Below are 15,502 nucleotides of genomic sequence, written 5' to 3' on the forward strand. Positions count from 1 at the left end.
ACTCCGAGGAGCCACCATGGACTCCGAGACCCTGCTGGCACGGATCACCGACTACGCCAGCCGCCCCGACCCCTACCCGCTGTACGCGGAACTGCGCGACGCCGGTCCCGCGGTGTGGCAGGCGGACGGCAGCTGTCTCGTCGGTACCTACCACGAGATCGCCGCTCTGCTCCACGACCCCCGGATGAGCGCCCTGCCCCGCGTCAGTGGCGAGGTGACCCACAAACCGCCGTTCCTGCGGCTCGACGACCCGGAACACCACCGGCTGCGCACGCTGGCCATGCGGCCGTTCGGTCCGCCCCACAGCCCGGGCCGGGTGGAGTCCATGCGCGGCGAGATCGACCGGATCACCGCGGAACTGATGGAGTCGTTCGGGGAGGGGCGGCAGATCGACGTCGTCGACGACCTGGCCTATCCGCTGCCGGTCTCGGTGATCTGCCGTCTGCTGGGCGTGCCGCGCGAGGACGAGTCGCTGTTCCGGGGGTGGTCCGACGCCCTGGTCGAGTCCGCCGACGTCAGGCCCGGGCAGGACACCCCCGACACGGCCAAGGCCGGTGACCAGGCACGGATCGAGATGGGCGGGTATCTGCTGAACCTCGCGGCGCAACGCCGCGGCGATCCGCGCGACGACATGCTCTCCGCCTTCGCCAACGAGCCCGACCCGTCGCTGCGGCTCACCGACGAGGAACTCGCGGAGACAGCCGTGCTGCTTTTCATCGCGGGGCACGAGACCACGGTCAACCTGATCGCCAACGGGGTGCTCACCCTGCTGCGCCGGCCCGAGCACGTGGACCAGCTGCTCCGCGAACCCGAACTGCTGCCGCAAGCCGTCGAGGAGCTGCTGCGCTACGAGCCTCCGGTCCACATGCGCGAGCGCGTCCCGCTGACCGACATCGACGTCGCCGGCACCACGATCCCCGAGGGCACGTCCGTCGTACTGGCGCTGGCCTCGGGCAACCGGGACCCGAAGCGTTTCGCCGAGCCCGACAGGTTCGACCCCACCCGCCCGGACAACCAGCATTTCGGCTTCGGCAACGGCATCCACCTGTGCTTCGGCGCTCCGCTCGCCCGCCTCGAGGCCCAGTCCGCCCTCCGTGCGCTGCTCCCCCACCTGCGTACGGCACGCCTGGTCGAGGACCCGCCCCCCTACCGGCAGAACGCCATGCTCCGCGGCCCGCGCCACCTGCGCGTCCAGGGCTGAGACCACCTGACGGCACGGGTCCGGCCGCCGCGGGCATCGGGGCGCCCGGGGTGCGGGAGCGGATGGACCGACGGGTACGGCGCGGCGCGCGGCTCAGGCCGAGTTGAGTACCCGTACTCACGTCCGGGCCGCCCTCGCGCTGCGAGCATCGGCACAGCGGCGCGGCACAGAGCGCCGGCTCCACCCAGCCGAGACAGCAACGGAGAAACATCATGTCCCGACGTACCGCCGTGTCCCTGGCCGCCGGTGTGGTCGTCCTCGCAGGCGCCGGAGCGTTCGCCCTCGCCTACGCCGGGGAGCAGCCGCCCGCCCTGGCCCACGGCACCGCCCGCTACACCGCCCCCGACGGCGGGCGGAACGGTTCGTTCACCTTCACCACCGAGGTCACGGCGTCCTCCGGCGTCAAGAGCCTGAAGGTCCTCGCCTGGCCGGCGGACTCCTCCCTCGCCGGGAAGGAGCCGACCGCGAAGGAGATGGCCGAAACAGAGGCGGCCACCTGCGAGCACGCCGGCGACACCACCGTGAAGTGCACCTACAGGACCGCGGTGACCGGCGCGGAGGCCGCCTCGTCGCCACGCGGTCCCTGGCACGTCGCCGTGCTCGCCGGCGCGGAGGACGGCACCACCACCCTGGACACCGAAGCGGCGAGCTTCACCATCGGCTGAGCCGACCGCAGGCGCGGCCGGGGGCACCACCCCACGGGAATCGGGGCGTTCACGCCTCCCCGGCCCCTCGGCGGGGCCTTGTCCCGTGCACCGGGGACGGCTCGACGTGGCGTCGGCTTCGGCCGGGGTGGCGCCGGGAGTGGGCGCGGACGGCCCGAGATCGATGGGCCCGGCAGGTGGTCATCTGCCGTAGCGGCGTTCGCGTGCGGCGTACGAGCGCAGCGCGCGCAGGAGGTCTATCTGGCGGAACGCGGGCCACAGCACCTCGACGAAGTGCACCTCCGCGTAAGCGGACTGCCAGAGCAGGAAGCCGGACAGCCTCTGCTCACCGGAGGTGCGGATGATGAAGTCCGTGTCCCGGCCCGCCGAGGAGTACAGGTTGTCGGAGATGTGCTGGAGGTCGAAGTCCTCGGCCAGCTCCCGCGGATCGCCTCCGGCGGAGATGTGCTTGTCGAAGGCGGTCCTGACCGCGTCGATGATCTCGCGGCGGCCGCCGTACCCGACCGCCACGTCGACCCTGAGGCCCGTGCGGCCGTTCGTGCGGGCGACGGCGTCCTTCAGGACACGCGCGGTCTCCCCGGGCAGCAGGTCCAGGGAGCCGATGACCTCGATCTGCCAGTCCTCGTCGGCCGCGCAGATGCTCGCCACGGTCTCCTCGATGATCTGGAGCAGCGGCCCGAGCTGCGCCGGAGGCCGGTGGAGGTTGTCGTCGGAGAGCATCCAGAGGGTGACGTGCTCGATGTCCGCGGCATCGCACCAGCGCAGGAAGTCGCCGACCTTCGCCCCGCCGACGCGGTAGCCCTCTCGCGGATCGTCGTGACCGGCTCCGCGGGCCCACCGGCGGTTCCCGTCGAGCATGATCGCGACGTGCTGTGGACGGGGCAGTCCTTCCAGCTTGCGCGTCAGGCGCCTGACGTACAGGGCTTCCAATGCCGAGCGAAGCGCCCTCAGTGCCACGTGCCATGTCCCTTCGTCCCCACCAACGGCTTGCGAGCGATACCGTATCGCCCGGTGGGGACCTTCAGCCATCGCCCGGGTCCGTCCGGTCCGGCCCCTCGGCGGAACCATCCTTTTTGCGTCGGCTCATGGACCTGGTGGGGGGCCGCGGGCCCGGTCGCGGTGGCCATGACGGTGACGGCCAGGATCAGCCGCGGGACGGCCCGCCCGCTCGAAACGCCCCGCTGCCGCGCCCAGGCGGCGGCGACTCAGGGGGCCCGGCTGCCGCATCCGTTCGGTTTCGTCACCCAGCGGATCGTCTGGATCCGCTCGTCGAGGATGTCGAGCGCGAGGGAGCCGAGAACGCTCCCGTTCCGGTCGAGGAAGACCACGCCTGGACCTTCGTCCACCTGATGCGGCCGCATGGTGACCCCTATGCGGGCCAGTGCCGGGACGATCGCGGTGAACACCCGGGCCACCTGATTCGCTCCGGCGACGCAGGCCGGCCACGGCAGGGTGTCGCCACCGTCGCGCATCCCGCGCGCCTCAAGCGACTCATGCGACCCGCGCAACTCGCGTACGGCGGCAACGAGCCGTCGGCACGCCGCCTGCGAGCATCCCACCGCCGCCGCGATCTCCGGCACGTCGTGACCGAAGACCACGTGCAGCACGAAGACCGCGCGCTCGAGCGGAGGCAGACGTTCGAGGAGCACCACGGCCGGCGACGACAGGGACAGCGGCTGCGGCTGCGGCTGCGGCTGCGGCTGCGGCTGCGGCTGCGGCTGCGGCTGCGGCTGCGGCTGCGGCAACTCAACCGGTTCTCGCGGGCCTGCGCGGCGATCGTCCGGCCGTCGCGGGCCTGCGCGGCGATCGTCCGGCAGGCCGGGGAGCCGGGATCCGGGACGGGGCTCCCGCCGGAGGCGGTCCGGGCGCAGCCTGTCGACGGAGAGCCGGGTGACCTCGGCGGACAGGAACGCCTCGCCGGAGGCGGGCGCTGTGGGGGCCGCCTCGTAGCGCAGCCAGGCGTTGTGCACCACGTCCTCCGCCTCGCTCGCGCTGCCCAGTATCCGCCAGGCGATCGAGAACAGCAGGGGCCGCAGTTCCTCGAACCGTTCGATCCGGCTCACGCAGGCTCCTCCTTGGGTCCGGGCCGTCATTCGGTGGGCCGGCGGTTGCCGACGCCTCCATGGCCGTGGCTTCGGCCGGGCGGGTAGGGAACGGTGCCGCGCCACGGCCTGGCGTGACTGCGGGCCGCCGGCCGGGGGGACGCCGGACGGTGGAGCGCGGTCACGGGGACGGGGTGACCGGAAGGCCGGGGCGGCTAGGCACGGTGACCGGTACACGGTGACCGGAACGCCGGGGCGGCTAGGCGCGGCGGCCGGGACGCGCGGCAGGCGCGGCGGCGCTTGAGCCGCTCTGAGGTGGTTCTCCGGCCCGTGGCCGGACAGTGACCGGGACGTCCGTCGCCGAGACTTCGAAGGAGGCCGCCATGTGGCACCTGCCGTGCCCCCGCGCCGTGGGCCGTGCGATCTGCCGTGCCCTGTCGACGCTCGGCACGCTCTACATCGGACCGCACCCCGAGGTCGAGCCGCTGACCGGGCCGGCCCCCGGCCACCCGGAGCGGCTGTGCGCGGACGTGCCGCTGACGCCGCTGGAGCGCAGGCTGGTCCGGGAGTTGGAGGCGGGATAGGCCCGTCGTCGCGGACAAACGCGAAGAAGCGCCGCTGCCGGGGGTCCGGCAGCGGCGCTTCGAAAGGGCAGGCGTACGGGGTGGGTTCGGGGCCGGACGGTCCCGGCGTGGCGGTCGGCCGTGGGCCCCGGCGTGCTGCGGCGCAGCCGGGTGGCGCACGACGGACGCAGCCGGGTGGCGCACGACGGACGCAGCCGCGCGGCGAGAACCCACCGGCACCGGGGCACAGCGGCGCCCCACCGGCACCGGGCGGGGCGAGAACCCACCGGCACCGGGCGGGGCGGCGGCCCGCCGGTGCCGGACACCGCGATGAGCGACGGACGGCGGGACTGCGCTGGGCCCCACGGGCGGGGCACCGCAAGTCGCCGACGCGGCCGCACTCAGCCCGCCGCGTTGCGTTCCGGGGGCAGGATCAGGGTGGGTTCCAGGAGGACACGTTCGGCGGGTTCCTCGTGTGCACGCGTCAGCGCGGGCCGGTGACCCCGCTGCTGACGCCAGCCGGCCTGGGCGACCACCACGGCCACGTACGGGATGGCGACCCCGCCGACCATGGCGCAGACCGCGAAGACCGGCCAGCGGTTCCAGGTGACCGCCATCAGCACCACGCAGACGGTGCGCACCAGCATGGCGGCGAGGTAGCGGCGCTGGCGACCGCGCACGTCCTGGGTCAGACCGGTGCGCGCCCCGGTGATGGACTCGGCCCGGGGTCCGCCCCGGTTCCGTGCGGTTCGGCTCATCGGGCCTCCGTCAACGTTCCGGCGCAGTGCGCCGGAGAGCCGGATACTGCGGTCCCCTGGGAGCGGGGCGGGGTGTTCGCGTGGTGCGGACGAGCGGTCGGTTCCAAGACGGCGCCCGTCGTCGGGCCGGGGCGGCAGCGGCGGGACCGTCCGTCCCGCTGTTCATCCGCGGCGAGTACGGCGGAGGGGATGAACGCCCTCTGTTCACCTGGGTCGACGGCGGCGTACGTCCAGGGCGACGACAGCGGCGCGGGTGATCGTCCCCTGATCACCCGCGCCGCCCACACTGGCACGGAGCTCCGCCACGTGCCGCCGGGTCAGTGCAGTTCGGGGTTCGGCTCCCGCTCCTCGACGGGGTGCCGCGCGCCGGGAGCCAGATGCTTGTCGGACGAGTGGTCGAAGTGGGCCAGGGCTTCCCGCATCTCCTGCGGTGTCGGCTTCGCGATCTGCCCGCCGTACAGCCAGCGGCTGAGCCGGTGGCGCAGCATCTGCTTGTGGACGTGCGGGTTGGGCACACCGTCCTGTTCCGGCGCGGGTGCCGGCAGCGGCTCGTAGGCCTCCCGGGACAGCAGGGCGTACTCCTGTCCGCGGTCGAGGCGCTCGTGCACCTCGACGAACTCGCCGTGCGGGAGCCTCTTGATCCGTCCGGTCTCACGGCCGTGCAGGAGCTTGTCCTTGTCCCGCCGCAGCAGTCCGAGGCAGATGCGCCTGGCGACGATGTACGTCAGCGCCGGGACGAGGAAGATTCCGATCCGTACCGAATACGTGATCGCGTTCAGGGACAGATGGAAGCGCTCGGCCAGGATGTCGTTGGCGCCTCCGAAGAACAGCACCATGTACAGGGCGATGAACGCGCTGCCGAACGCGGTCCGCGTGGGGTGGTCGCGCGGGCGGTCGAGGAGGTGGTGCTCGCGGGTGTCCCCGGTCACCCAGGCCTCCAGGAAGGGCCACATGGCGAGTACGCCGGCCATGAGACCTGGCAGGACGACGGCCGGGAGGATGACGCCGAGGTTGATCGTGTAGCCGCCCCAGGTGGTGAACTCCCACGCGGGCATGGCTCGCAGGGCGCCTTCGAGGAAGCCCATGTACCAGTCCGGCTGGGACCCTTGGGAGATCTGGTCGGGGCGGTAGGGGCCGTAGGTCCAGATGGGGTTGATCTGGGCGATGCCTGCCAGCATCGCCAGTACCCCGGTGACCAGGAAGAAGAAGCCGCCGGCCTTGGCCGTGTAGTGCGGCATCAGGGGCTGGCCGATGACGTTCTTCTCGGTGCGGGCCGGGCCCCGGAACTGGGTGTGCTTGTGGTAGAAGACCAGGATCAGATGGACCGTGACCAGGGCGACGACGATTCCGGGGATCAGCAGGATGTGGATGCTGTAGAACCGGGGGATCACGTCCGTGCCCGGGAACTCACCGCCGAACAGGAACATCTGCAGATACGTTCCGACCAGCGGGATGGCGAGCGTGACGCCCTCGGCGATACGCAGGCCGGTGCCCGAGAGCAGGTCGTCGGGGAGTGAATAGCCGACGAAGCCCTCGAGGGTGACCAGGACGAGGAGGACGAAGCCGATCAGCCAGTTGGCCTCGCGCGGCTTGCGGAACGACCCGGTGAAGAAGTGCCGCATGGTGTGCAGGCACAGCGCACCGATCATGATGAGGGCCGACCAGTGGTGCAGCTGGCGGATGAACAGGCCTCCGCGGATCTCGAAGCTGATGTCGAGAGTGGAGGAATACGCCTGCGACATCTGGACGCCCTGAAGGGGCACGTGCGACCCGTGGTACACGGTCTCGCTCATGCTGGGATCGAAGAACAGGGTGAGCCACACGCCGGTGAGAAGCAGCATGATGAAGCTGTAGAGGGATATCTCACCGAACATGAAGGACCAGTGATCGGGAAACACCTTGCGGATCAAGAACCGGAAGCTGTAGATCCCGAGCCGCCCGTCCGCCCAGTCGGCGACGCGCTCTCCCCTCGACGTCGTGGTGCGCTCGCTCTGCGGCACCCTCTCGGTCGTGCTCATACTCGCGCGCTCTCCCCTCGCATGCCCTGGAACGGCTGGCACGCTATCGACGCGTGCCTCGGCCGGACAACCGCCTTCAAGCCAAACACCGGGCTCAACTCCACTGACGTTCGAGTGAGTTGCGAGCCTTCCATATGCACGGCGCGTTCGCCCGTGCCCAACAGGCGTGATCTCGCGGCCGGTTCACCGGCCTCGTCTCGCCCTCGATGATCCAACTTGCCTTTTTCCGGGTGCAGTTGATTCATCTCTGCCATACCTGAAAGCGTAATTGCCGCCTCTTCCCCTCGCGCGGGCGGGGACCGTCTTCCACGCGGTCCCGAGGTCACACACACGGTGCCGTCTGCGCTCACCGGCCGCTGCCGCTCCGGTGCGCCGACGAACTCAGGGGCCGCGGCGACCGGGTGACGCCGATGGAGGCCCCGGTGGCGGGCACGGCCGGCGCCGTGGGGCGCCGGCGCCGCGCGTCCGGGCCGTGGGTGGTACTGGGTGGTGGCGCGGACAGGGGGCCGCGCCGGCCCCGGAGCACGGCCCACAGGCGGCGGGGCGACAGCGCCGCGGTCGGCGGGATGCCGCTCTGGAGGCGTGCGAGGAGCAGCTTCGCCATGCCCGGGTCGGTGGTCGCGGCGGCGGCGAGCCGGGCCGCGTACCACCGGCCGAGCCGGGCCCGCAGCCCGGTCGCCTGCTTGTCGCCCAGACCGGCCGCGGCCGGGTTGCGCAGGCTCGCCTGCCAGGCGGGCGCCAGATGCCGGGCGAGGGCACGGCGCAGCCGGTAGCTGAGGCCGACGGCGGTGCCGTGACAGGCCAGCATGTGGTCCAGGACGAGTGCGGACTGGACCGCGAGCGTCATCCCGTGGCCGTGCGCCGGGTCGAGGGCGACGTGGGCGTCGCCGATGACGAGGAACTGGTCGGGCCAGCGGCGCAGCTTCTCGTAGTGACGCCAGCGGGTGTCGGTACGGTCGCAGGCGTAGACGGGGCCCAGGGGGGTGGCCGCCTCGATGACCTCGTGCAGCAGGGGGTGGCGCAGGGCACCCGCCGCACGCAGCAGCCCGTCGTGGTCGGTGGGCGGCGGGCCGCCGTCGGCGGCGCTGAGCGTCACCGACCACCGGCCGCCCTCGATGGGGTGCAGTACGCCCTGGCGCGGCTGGTCGGGTGAGCCCAGCAGCAGCAGGCTGCTCCAGTCGGCGACATGGCCGACGGGCGGGGCGAACACGGTGGAGGCGTAGGTGATCCCGGTACGGGCCAGCGTCTCCACGGGTGTCGGGTAGCCGAGTTCGGCCAGCCAGCGTGGTGCGCACGAGCCGCGTCCGGTGGCGTCCACGACGAAGTCGGCGGGTATCAGGCGCCGGGGACCCCAGCCGTCGGGGAGCCGGCGGTCCCGGCCTCGTGCCCAGACGCCGACGACGGTGTCCTGTCTGCCGGGCTCCAGCGAGACGACCTCGTGCTCCGCGAGAAAGGTCACCTTCGGATCGGCGCGCAGCCGGTCCCGTACGACGGCGTCGATCAGGTCGCGGCCGGCGCTCAGCGCCGCCGGGCCGGCCTCGGAACGGGCCAGCCAGCCGGCCGGGCCCAGCAGCAGCATGTCCCGGGACAGGTGGACGGGGACCGCTCCGGCGCGGGTGAGGTCCGCGACGATGCCCGGGAACAGCTGTTCCAGTCCCTCGTGCGCGGCGGGCATGAGCAGGTGCGTGTGCCGGGCCTGGGGCACGCCGCGGCGCCGGCCGGCGCCCCGGGGCGGCCGGTCGCGATCGATCACGGTGACCCGTTCCATGAAGTTGGCCAGAGCGCGCGCCGCTGCGAGCCCGGCGAAGCCGGAGCCGATCACCACGGCGTGTCCGTGCCCGCCGTCCTCGTCGACGGCACATGCCTCCAGGCTCATCTCCGGCCCCCCTCCCGTGCGTCGTGGATGCATCATGCGCGGCGGGAGCCGCACTGCGGCAGGGCATTCCCGGCCGTGCGCGGGGCACCGGAACAACGCCGCGGCCCCGCCCGGGCCGGCCGCCGTCCGGCGCGTACGGGTCCGATGTGCCTGGTGGGGCGGGCTGTTCGGGCGCCGGAGGGCCGGAGCGGGCGGCTTGCTCGTGCGGCGCCGGCCGGGGCGGCGGCTCAAGCGGATGTCGAGGCAGTCACGAAAGGGACTCCTGCGGGCATCGAGTTCACGGGGTGCCGCATAGCGGAGTGACGGGCCGGACCGGTGCAGGCGGGGGCGGGGTGGGACCGATGGGGGCTCACGCCTTGCGGTAGGCGACCCGCATGGCCATGTCCGTCAGTTCACCGCGCCACACCCGGTCGACGGGCGCGTCGGCGATGGCCTTGCAGCCCCTCTCGACGAGGGCGTCGATGTGCTTCTCGACGTCGGCGGGGACACCGGTGTCCACCAGACGGCGGCGCACCTCGTCCGCCGTGTGCCCCGGCTCCGTGATCAGGGCGTGGATGCGCTCGTCGCGCTGCATCGCCCAGCCCAGCAGCAGTGTCATCTTGTGCTGGGTGAAGTCGAGGCCGGTGGGCTTGCCGGTGTCCGCGGAGTCGCCGAAGGCGTCCAGCAGGTCGTCACGGAGCTGGAACGCCTCGCCCACCGCCTCGCCGTACTCCTCGAAGGCGGGGGCGAGGTCGCTGCGGCCCGCCGCGTTGGCGCCGACCACCAGGGGCCGGTGGATGGTGTACCGGCCGGACTTGATCTTGGCGATCAGGCGGGAGAGCCGGGGGTCGACCGAGAACGCCGCGGCCGCGTGGACGTCCATGTACTGGCCGATCATGACCTCGGAACGCAGCTTGTTCCACTCCGGCAGGGCCGGCTTCGGCGCCTCGGACATCAACTCCCCGGAGTACACGAGCGCGAGGTCGCCGACGAGGATGGCCACGCCCTCGCCGTACCGGCGTGGCTCACCCTGCCATCCGCTGCTCTCGTGCAACGCCATGTGCCTCGTGTGCACGGTCGGCAGTCCGCGTCGGTGGCTGGAATCGTCCAGGACGTCGTCGTGGACGAGGGCGGACAGGTGCAGCATCTCCAGGGCCGCGCCGACCGCCACGATGCCGGGGCTGCCGGGGTCGCCACCGGCGGCGAGGTAGCCGGTGATGCAGAAGGCGGGCCGGATGCGCTTGCCGCCCGACTCGATCAGGTCGGACAGCGCGTCGATCGGGACGACCGCCCGCTCGTCGACCCCGGCCCACACGTCGCGTTCGGCCGCGAGGAGCGAGCGCAGCCGGTCCTCCACGCGCCGGAGCAGTTCGGCGCCGGTGCGGCGGGCGAGGGCGGCGGGCTCCTGGCCGGTGCCGGTGGTCACGTCCGAAGTCACACGTATCTCCTCGGGTTTAAATGCAGGGGGACTTGAGCGGGCGCGCTGTAGATGCCTGCTGACCAGGCCGTCTTTGCCTGTTCGAGCGTGCGCCCGGCCCTCGGTGACGAGGCCTGCATGGGGCGGAACTGGAGTTCCCCTTTAGGGGCGATGGACTGTGAACGGTGAACGTTGACACCCTGAACAGTCCCGTGGAAGCCTCGCTGTGCACCCATGGTTACGTCTGGACAGCGTCGGGGGGTATGAGACGCACATGACGCGCTGTATCCACTGACCGTAAAAGGCCCGCCGTTTGCCGGGCCGCATCAGAATTCCGTGCCGATATTACCCGACCCGGGCCGCCCGGTCGTGGTCGTGGCATCTTCCAGTGATGTCGGCGCGGGATCCGACGCACCAGCTCTCCCTCTCTCCAGGGGCCATCGATTCGACTATAACCGCCTGTTCGGCATGGGCATTTCACGTGTCCCGCGTCGACGGCCGGCCGAGCCACCTCATGAAGGAGATTGAATGGCTTTTCACGCCTGCCCCGAAACCCACATCCCGGATCTCGGCGAGGTGGCCGAGTCCACCCTCTGCGCCTCGCGCGTCCGGCAGCTGGAGGGCAACCTGCGCGCGCTCCCCGGCCTCTACCAGGAGAGTCTGCACCACATCGCGCCCATCTCGAGACGTATGCACCAGACGCGCGTGTCCGGGAGCCGGAGCAGGGATCACCTGAACCTGTCGGCGCTCGACGCCCGGCACAACATCCTGGCCATTTTGGAGTCGTGGTCGGAGTTCGTCGCCGAAGAAGTCGGGGATGTCGTCCCCAACCGCTCGGTTCCGCAGTTGGCGAATTTCCTGCTGCGTCATCTGGAGTGGCTCACCGCGCAGCCTCCGGCGATCGACTTCGCCGACGAGGTGGACGATCTCCGCATGGAGCTGCTGCGCACCATCGACCCAGACTCCAGTGATGTTCATAAGTTCACCTGGGAGTGTGTCGTGGACAGCTGCACGGGGACGATCAACACCTCGCCGCAGCACATGGGGACCACGGACAGGAAAAGCATCCGATGCTCGTCGGGACACACCTGGGAAATGCACGAATGGATCACTCTGCGACCGCTCATGGAGCGGCAACGGAAGGCCGTCAGCGCATGATCAAACCGCCGCGCCACCGTCTTGTGCCCACCAACGTGGCCGCCCTCGCCGCGGGCGTGTCCGAGGCGACGATCCGCAAGTGGGTGAGCCGCGGCAAGATCACCCGGTACGGCACACCGGGCCGTTCCGAGTTCGACATAGAGGAACTCACGCAGATCGCGCTGCAACGACGGCGCTAGCGGGCGCCCCTTCGGGGTCGCTGCGATGTTGTGGTCGCCATGTAGTTCGCGCAGGTCGGCGGGGTATCTGCGGGTATGAGGGCGGCCGGGACGAGCGTCGGGAGCCGGAACCGGCTCCCGACGCTCACGGCTTATCGCCTGCCCGCCGGGGGCAGTGAGCGGGACAGCGCGCGGTCCGTCAGCGGACCCGCCGCCCCGGTGTAGGCCTCCGGTTCGAACAGGTCGGTCAGCCGGGCGTCGGCCAGGACGGCCGACGCCCGGCCGTCCTGCCGCAGGACGTCGGCCAGCGGCTCCCCGGTGCGTGCGGAGCGAGCCGACGCCTCGTTGAGCAGGTCGCGTGCCCGGGCCTTGCCGAGCAGCGGGGCGAGGACGACGGCGATCCGTTCGGAGACGATCTGCCCTCCGGTGAGTCGGGTGTTGGCGCGCATCCGCCATGGGTCCACGGCCAGCTCGGAGACGAGTTCGACCGCCTGGTGCGCCGCTCCACCGGCCAGCCTCAACAAGGCGCGCAGCGGCTCCCATTCGGCGTGCCAGGCGCCGGCGGACCGCTCGTCCTCACTCGGCAGACAGCCCAGCACCGTGGCGGCGAGCTGCGGCGCCTGCAGAGCGGCGGATCTGATGGCCGTCGCCAGCACGGGGTTGCGCTTGTGCGGCATCGCCGAGGACGCGCCCCGGCCACTGGGCGCCGGCTCGTGCACCTCGCCGACCTCGGTACGGGTCAAGGACAGGACATCGACGGCGATCTTGCCGAGGGCTCCGCACAGGAAGGCGGCGGCCGTGGCCAGATCCACCACGGGGGTGCGCAGCACGTGCCACGGTACGAGAGGGGCGGACAGCCCCAGTTCGGCCGCGAACGCCTCCGTGAGTTGCTCGACGTAGGCGGCCGGGTCTGCTTCCGGCGCGAAGGCGAGGTAGCCGGCCAAGGTGCCGGCGGCGCCGCCGAGTTGTACCGGCAGCCCGTCGGCGCTCAGCGCGTCGATTCTCTGCGCCGCGTCCAGGACCAGATGGCGCCAGCCGGCCGCCTTGAGCCCGAAGGTGGTCGGCACCGCGTGCAGGGCCAGGGTGCGGCCCGCGATCAGGGTGTCCCGGTGTTCCCGGGCGAGGCCGGCCAGTGCCTCCTCGACCTTCTCGAGATCGGCCCGGACGAGCCGCAGGGCCCGGTCGGCGACCAGGACGGCCGCGGTGTCGAGGATGTCCTGACTGGTCGAGCCGCGGTGCACGTACCGTGCCGCCTCGCTGTCCCGGCTCGCCACCAGCGCGGTGAACTCCCGCACCAGCGCCACGACCGGATTGGCGGACTCGCGCGCCTGCCGGGCCAGGGCCGCCAGGTCGAGACGGTCGGCCCGCGCCGCCTCGGTGATGACCTCGGCGGCGGTCGCGGGCACGGTGCCGAGCCGGGCCTGGGCCCGGCTCAGCGCCGCCTCCGCATCGAGCATGGCCTGCAGCCACGCCCCGTCGGACACCGCGGCCACGACGGGGGTCGCCGCCCAGACCGGTGACAGCAGACCGGGGTCGTCCGGCACCGGGGCCGGGCGGGTCCCCGCGTCGGCAGGGGGGCTGGTGTCAGTGGGCATGGCTGAGTCCTTCTCCGCTGTGAGCTTCCCGTCCGCCCGCGGCCTGCCCGTCCCCGGCGACCCCGGGCAACGCGGCCCCGGCCCCGCCCCGCTCGTCCTCGCCGCCGCAGGCGAGTGCCGCTCGGGCGATGGCGTCGGAGTCCGTGAGGGTCACCGAGTTGACGCCGGGCCGGATGCCCGCGGCCGTCACCCAGTGCACCGACTCCGTCGGCACGCCGAAGGCGAAACGGCGCGGATGCGCCTGGCCCACCGCGTCGATCAGGTGGAACGGCCGCCCGGTGACGGCCAGTCCGTCGCTCTCGTAGCTGCCGCCGGTACGCGTGCGGATGCGGTAGGGGGCACACTGCCCGGTGGCCAGCAGCCGCCGTAGCAGCGGATCGTCCGTGCGGGTCAGCGTGATGTCGGGCAGGCGTGCCTCGACCAGGGCCCCCACCCGGACCTCGGAGCCGGGCACCAGGGGCGAGCCGGCGGTGTATCCGGTCTCGTCCGCCGTCACCCACAGGTCCGGCCCGATCACCCTCAGCACGCCGGCCTCGATCAGGGCGATCATCTCGTCGACGCGTCGCGCGGGCGGCCCGATGGACAGGAAGGCGTTGAGCGGGGTGTACCAGTTGTCCAGGTCGGTGCGGTACGACTCACCGTGCAGACCACCGTGGTCGACCGCGAGGCGGATCTCGTTGCGCAGGTCCCGCAGGACGTCGAGTGCGGCCTTGACCGGGCCGCTGACGTTGCCCGACCTGGCTTCCAGAACGTCCTTGCGCAGGTAGCCGAGAAGCCAGTCGGTGAAGTCCCACGGGCTGTCGAACTCCCGGTCCCGGTAGGGGCGGGCGATCAGGTCCCAGTCCCAGCGGTACTTCTCGCCGATGCCGTACGCCGAGAGGACGGCGTCCTGCTCCCGCTCCCTGGGACCGGCCGCGAGGAAGTCGTCGTGGAGCTGCTGTGCCTTCGCGACGTGCCCGCGCGAGGTGAACAGGGTGCGGTAGTAGACGGCCTCGACCTCGATGGAGATCAGCGGCCACAGGTCCTTCCGGAAGTCGAGTCCGGAGTGCTCGTGGGTACGGCGCAGCTCCGCGATGCGGCCGGCGGTGAGCACGACCGGCTCGTGGCGGCCGTGCGCGCCCTTCTCGTTCTCGCCCCGGGCCTGGTACGGGATGCCGCGCCGGGATCCGGCGAAGATCTGCGGCTCCCGCCCGCTGGGCCGGTAGACGAGCTGTCCGGCGGACCAGGTGAAGGAGCCGCCGCGGCCGACGGTGAGTTCGGCCATGTAGTCGAAGAAGTTCAGCCCGAGCCCGCGCAGCAGCACCCTGGTGCCCGGGGACAGCACGTCCAGGTCGACGTCCGCCGGGTTGGCCGGCGGGATGTAGGCGAGGCCGGCCTTCCGGACCCGGGAGGCGAACTCCCGCTCGGGGGTGTCCGCGTGGGCCGGCAGGTGTCCTTGGCACAGGATCACGGCGTCCAGTCCGGCGAGCACGGTGCCGTCCTGAAGCACCACCCGCTGCAGGGTCTTGTCCTCGGCGTCCGGATCGTCCTCCAGGGACACCGCGAGGGAGGCGTGCGTGGTGACCGTCAGCCCGGCCGGCGCGCCCTCGACGGTCCGCTGGTACGCCCACTGCAGGTACCAGCCGTAGAAGGCGCGGGTGGGGTAGGTGTCGGGTCCCAGAGCGCGGGCTTCCTCGAGGACGTGGGACGGGTGGCCGGCGCCGAACTCACCCGCGACGAGCGCCTCGGCCCACTGGTGGAGGCTCGGTCCGGGTTCCAGTGGGCCGCGCAGGTCCACCGAGGCATCGGTGAACACCGATATCTGCCCGGCCACGGTGTTCATGAGCAGGTGACGGGACTGGTCGGTGCGCCACACCTTGCCGGAGCCGGGTGGGTAGGGGTCGACCACATGGACCTGGACAGTGCTGCCCTCGGGCTGCGAGCGGGCGTTGGCGCAGAGTCGTTCGATCACCGAGAGCCCGCGCGGGCCGCTGCCTATGACGCCCACAGTGCATTGTCTCGTTGTCATGGTTCCCTGTTTTCTGCCGATGTCGAGAAGCACAGCAAGGACCGCGGTCGTCGCGCCGGGCGGC

The 15,502-nt window shown here is 71.9% G+C and carries 13 protein-coding genes; 5 read left to right on the forward strand and 8 right to left on the reverse strand.

Annotated features, from left to right (window positions below):
• The first annotated feature begins 16 nt into the window (after nt 1-16).
• Nucleotides 17-1,201: a cytochrome P450 gene (locus ACGFT2_RS07300; RefSeq protein WP_393274416.1), complete on the forward strand. Its 1,185-nt coding sequence runs from the start codon at nt 17-19 to the stop codon at nt 1,199-1,201.
• A 212-nt stretch (nt 1,202-1,413) separates the two neighbouring features.
• A complete protein-coding gene (locus tag ACGFT2_RS07305; protein ID WP_393274418.1) occupies nt 1,414-1,866 on the forward strand; it encodes a DUF5707 domain-containing protein in 453 nt (150 codons plus the stop codon).
• 180 nt (nt 1,867-2,046) lie between these two features.
• Here the strand turns inward: ACGFT2_RS07305 and ACGFT2_RS07310 are convergent, their stop codons facing one another.
• Together ACGFT2_RS07310 and ACGFT2_RS07315 are read right to left on the reverse strand one after the other, a co-directional pair.
• Nucleotides 2,047-2,817 (reverse strand): isoprenyl transferase, encoded by a 771-nt coding sequence (locus tag ACGFT2_RS07310; RefSeq protein ID WP_393274933.1) that lies wholly within the window; start codon nt 2,815-2,817, stop codon nt 2,047-2,049.
• Between the two features lie 254 nt (nt 2,818-3,071).
• Nucleotides 3,072-3,929 carry a sigma factor-like helix-turn-helix DNA-binding protein gene (locus ACGFT2_RS07315; protein ID WP_393274420.1) on the reverse strand — a complete coding sequence of 286 codons (858 nt, stop codon included), beginning with the start codon at nt 3,927-3,929 and terminating at the stop codon, nt 3,072-3,074.
• Between the two features lie 362 nt (nt 3,930-4,291).
• Here ACGFT2_RS07315 and ACGFT2_RS07320 point away from each other — a divergent pair, with 362 nt between their 5' ends.
• Entirely contained in the window at nt 4,292-4,492 is a 201-nt protein-coding gene (locus tag ACGFT2_RS07320) for a DUF6059 family protein (RefSeq protein WP_393274422.1), read from the forward strand.
• Nucleotides 4,493-4,872: 380 nt separating this feature from the next.
• Here the strand turns inward: ACGFT2_RS07320 and ACGFT2_RS07325 are convergent, their stop codons facing one another.
• The 4 genes from ACGFT2_RS07325 to ACGFT2_RS07340 form a co-directional block, all read right to left on the reverse strand.
• Entirely contained in the window at nt 4,873-5,229 is a 357-nt protein-coding gene (locus ACGFT2_RS07325; RefSeq protein WP_393274424.1) for a DUF3099 domain-containing protein, read from the reverse strand.
• A 317-nt stretch (nt 5,230-5,546) separates the two neighbouring features.
• The gene (locus tag ACGFT2_RS07330; RefSeq protein WP_393274425.1) at nt 5,547-7,247 is read right to left on the reverse strand and encodes a cytochrome bc complex cytochrome b subunit; all 1,701 of its coding nucleotides are present in this window, start codon (nt 7,245-7,247) and stop codon (nt 5,547-5,549) included.
• Between the two features lie 346 nt (nt 7,248-7,593).
• Complete coding sequence (locus ACGFT2_RS07335; RefSeq protein WP_393274427.1) at nt 7,594-9,123, reverse strand: FAD-dependent monooxygenase; 1,530 nt, start codon at nt 9,121-9,123, stop codon at nt 7,594-7,596.
• 349 nt (nt 9,124-9,472) lie between these two features.
• Nucleotides 9,473-10,540, reverse strand: coding sequence for a polyprenyl synthetase family protein (locus tag ACGFT2_RS07340; protein ID WP_393274428.1), 1,068 nt, complete (start codon nt 10,538-10,540; stop codon nt 9,473-9,475).
• A gap of 507 nt (nt 10,541-11,047) precedes the next feature.
• Between ACGFT2_RS07340 and ACGFT2_RS07345 the strand changes: the two genes are divergently transcribed.
• Together ACGFT2_RS07345 and ACGFT2_RS07350 are read left to right on the forward strand one after the other, a co-directional pair.
• Nucleotides 11,048-11,677 (forward strand): hypothetical protein, encoded by a 630-nt coding sequence (locus ACGFT2_RS07345; RefSeq protein WP_393274430.1) that lies wholly within the window; start codon nt 11,048-11,050, stop codon nt 11,675-11,677.
• The gene (locus ACGFT2_RS07350) at nt 11,674-11,856 is read left to right on the forward strand and encodes a hypothetical protein (protein WP_393274432.1); all 183 of its coding nucleotides are present in this window, start codon (nt 11,674-11,676) and stop codon (nt 11,854-11,856) included. The genes ACGFT2_RS07345 and ACGFT2_RS07350 overlap by 4 nt, the downstream gene beginning before the upstream one ends.
• Nucleotides 11,857-11,987: 131 nt before the next feature.
• Here ACGFT2_RS07350 and pcaB read toward each other — a convergent pair whose 3' ends face one another.
• The gene (gene pcaB / locus ACGFT2_RS07355; protein ID WP_393274433.1) at nt 11,988-13,430 is read right to left on the reverse strand and encodes a 3-carboxy-cis,cis-muconate cycloisomerase; all 1,443 of its coding nucleotides are present in this window, start codon (nt 13,428-13,430) and stop codon (nt 11,988-11,990) included.
• Nucleotides 13,420-15,438: an FAD/NAD(P)-binding protein gene (locus ACGFT2_RS07360; RefSeq protein WP_393274435.1), complete on the reverse strand. Its 2,019-nt coding sequence runs from the start codon at nt 15,436-15,438 to the stop codon at nt 13,420-13,422. Before ACGFT2_RS07360 ends, pcaB begins: the two co-directional genes overlap by 11 nt.
• Between the last annotated feature and the right edge of the window lie 64 nt (nt 15,439-15,502).

The organism is Streptomyces sp. NPDC048514, assembly GCF_043199955.1.
Lineage (GTDB): Bacteria > Actinomycetota > Actinomycetes > Streptomycetales > Streptomycetaceae > Streptomyces.

Bases quoted from the DNA above. Each gene is read 5' to 3' on its own strand.
- ACGFT2_RS07300 (WP_393274416.1), top strand. From the start codon at position 17: ATGGACTCCGAGACCCTGCTGGCACGGATCACCGACTACGCCAGCCGC.
- ACGFT2_RS07305 (WP_393274418.1), top strand. From the start codon at position 1,414: ATGTCCCGACGTACCGCCGTGTCCCTGGCCGCCGGTGTGGTCGTCCTC.
- ACGFT2_RS07320 (WP_393274422.1), top strand. From the start codon at position 4,292: ATGTGGCACCTGCCGTGCCCCCGCGCCGTGGGCCGTGCGATCTGCCGT.
- ACGFT2_RS07325 (WP_393274424.1), bottom strand. From the start codon at position 5,229: ATGAGCCGAACCGCACGGAACCGGGGCGGACCCCGGGCCGAGTCCATC.
- ACGFT2_RS07330 (WP_393274425.1), bottom strand. From the start codon at position 7,247: ATGAGCACGACCGAGAGGGTGCCGCAGAGCGAGCGCACCACGACGTCG.
- ACGFT2_RS07335 (WP_393274427.1), bottom strand. From the start codon at position 9,123: ATGAGCCTGGAGGCATGTGCCGTCGACGAGGACGGCGGGCACGGACAC.
- ACGFT2_RS07345 (WP_393274430.1), top strand. From the start codon at position 11,048: ATGGCTTTTCACGCCTGCCCCGAAACCCACATCCCGGATCTCGGCGAG.
- ACGFT2_RS07350 (WP_393274432.1), top strand. From the start codon at position 11,674: ATGATCAAACCGCCGCGCCACCGTCTTGTGCCCACCAACGTGGCCGCC.
- pcaB (WP_393274433.1), bottom strand. From the start codon at position 13,430: ATGCCCACTGACACCAGCCCCCCTGCCGACGCGGGGACCCGCCCGGCC.
- ACGFT2_RS07360 (WP_393274435.1), bottom strand. From the start codon at position 15,438: ATGACAACGAGACAATGCACTGTGGGCGTCATAGGCAGCGGCCCGCGC.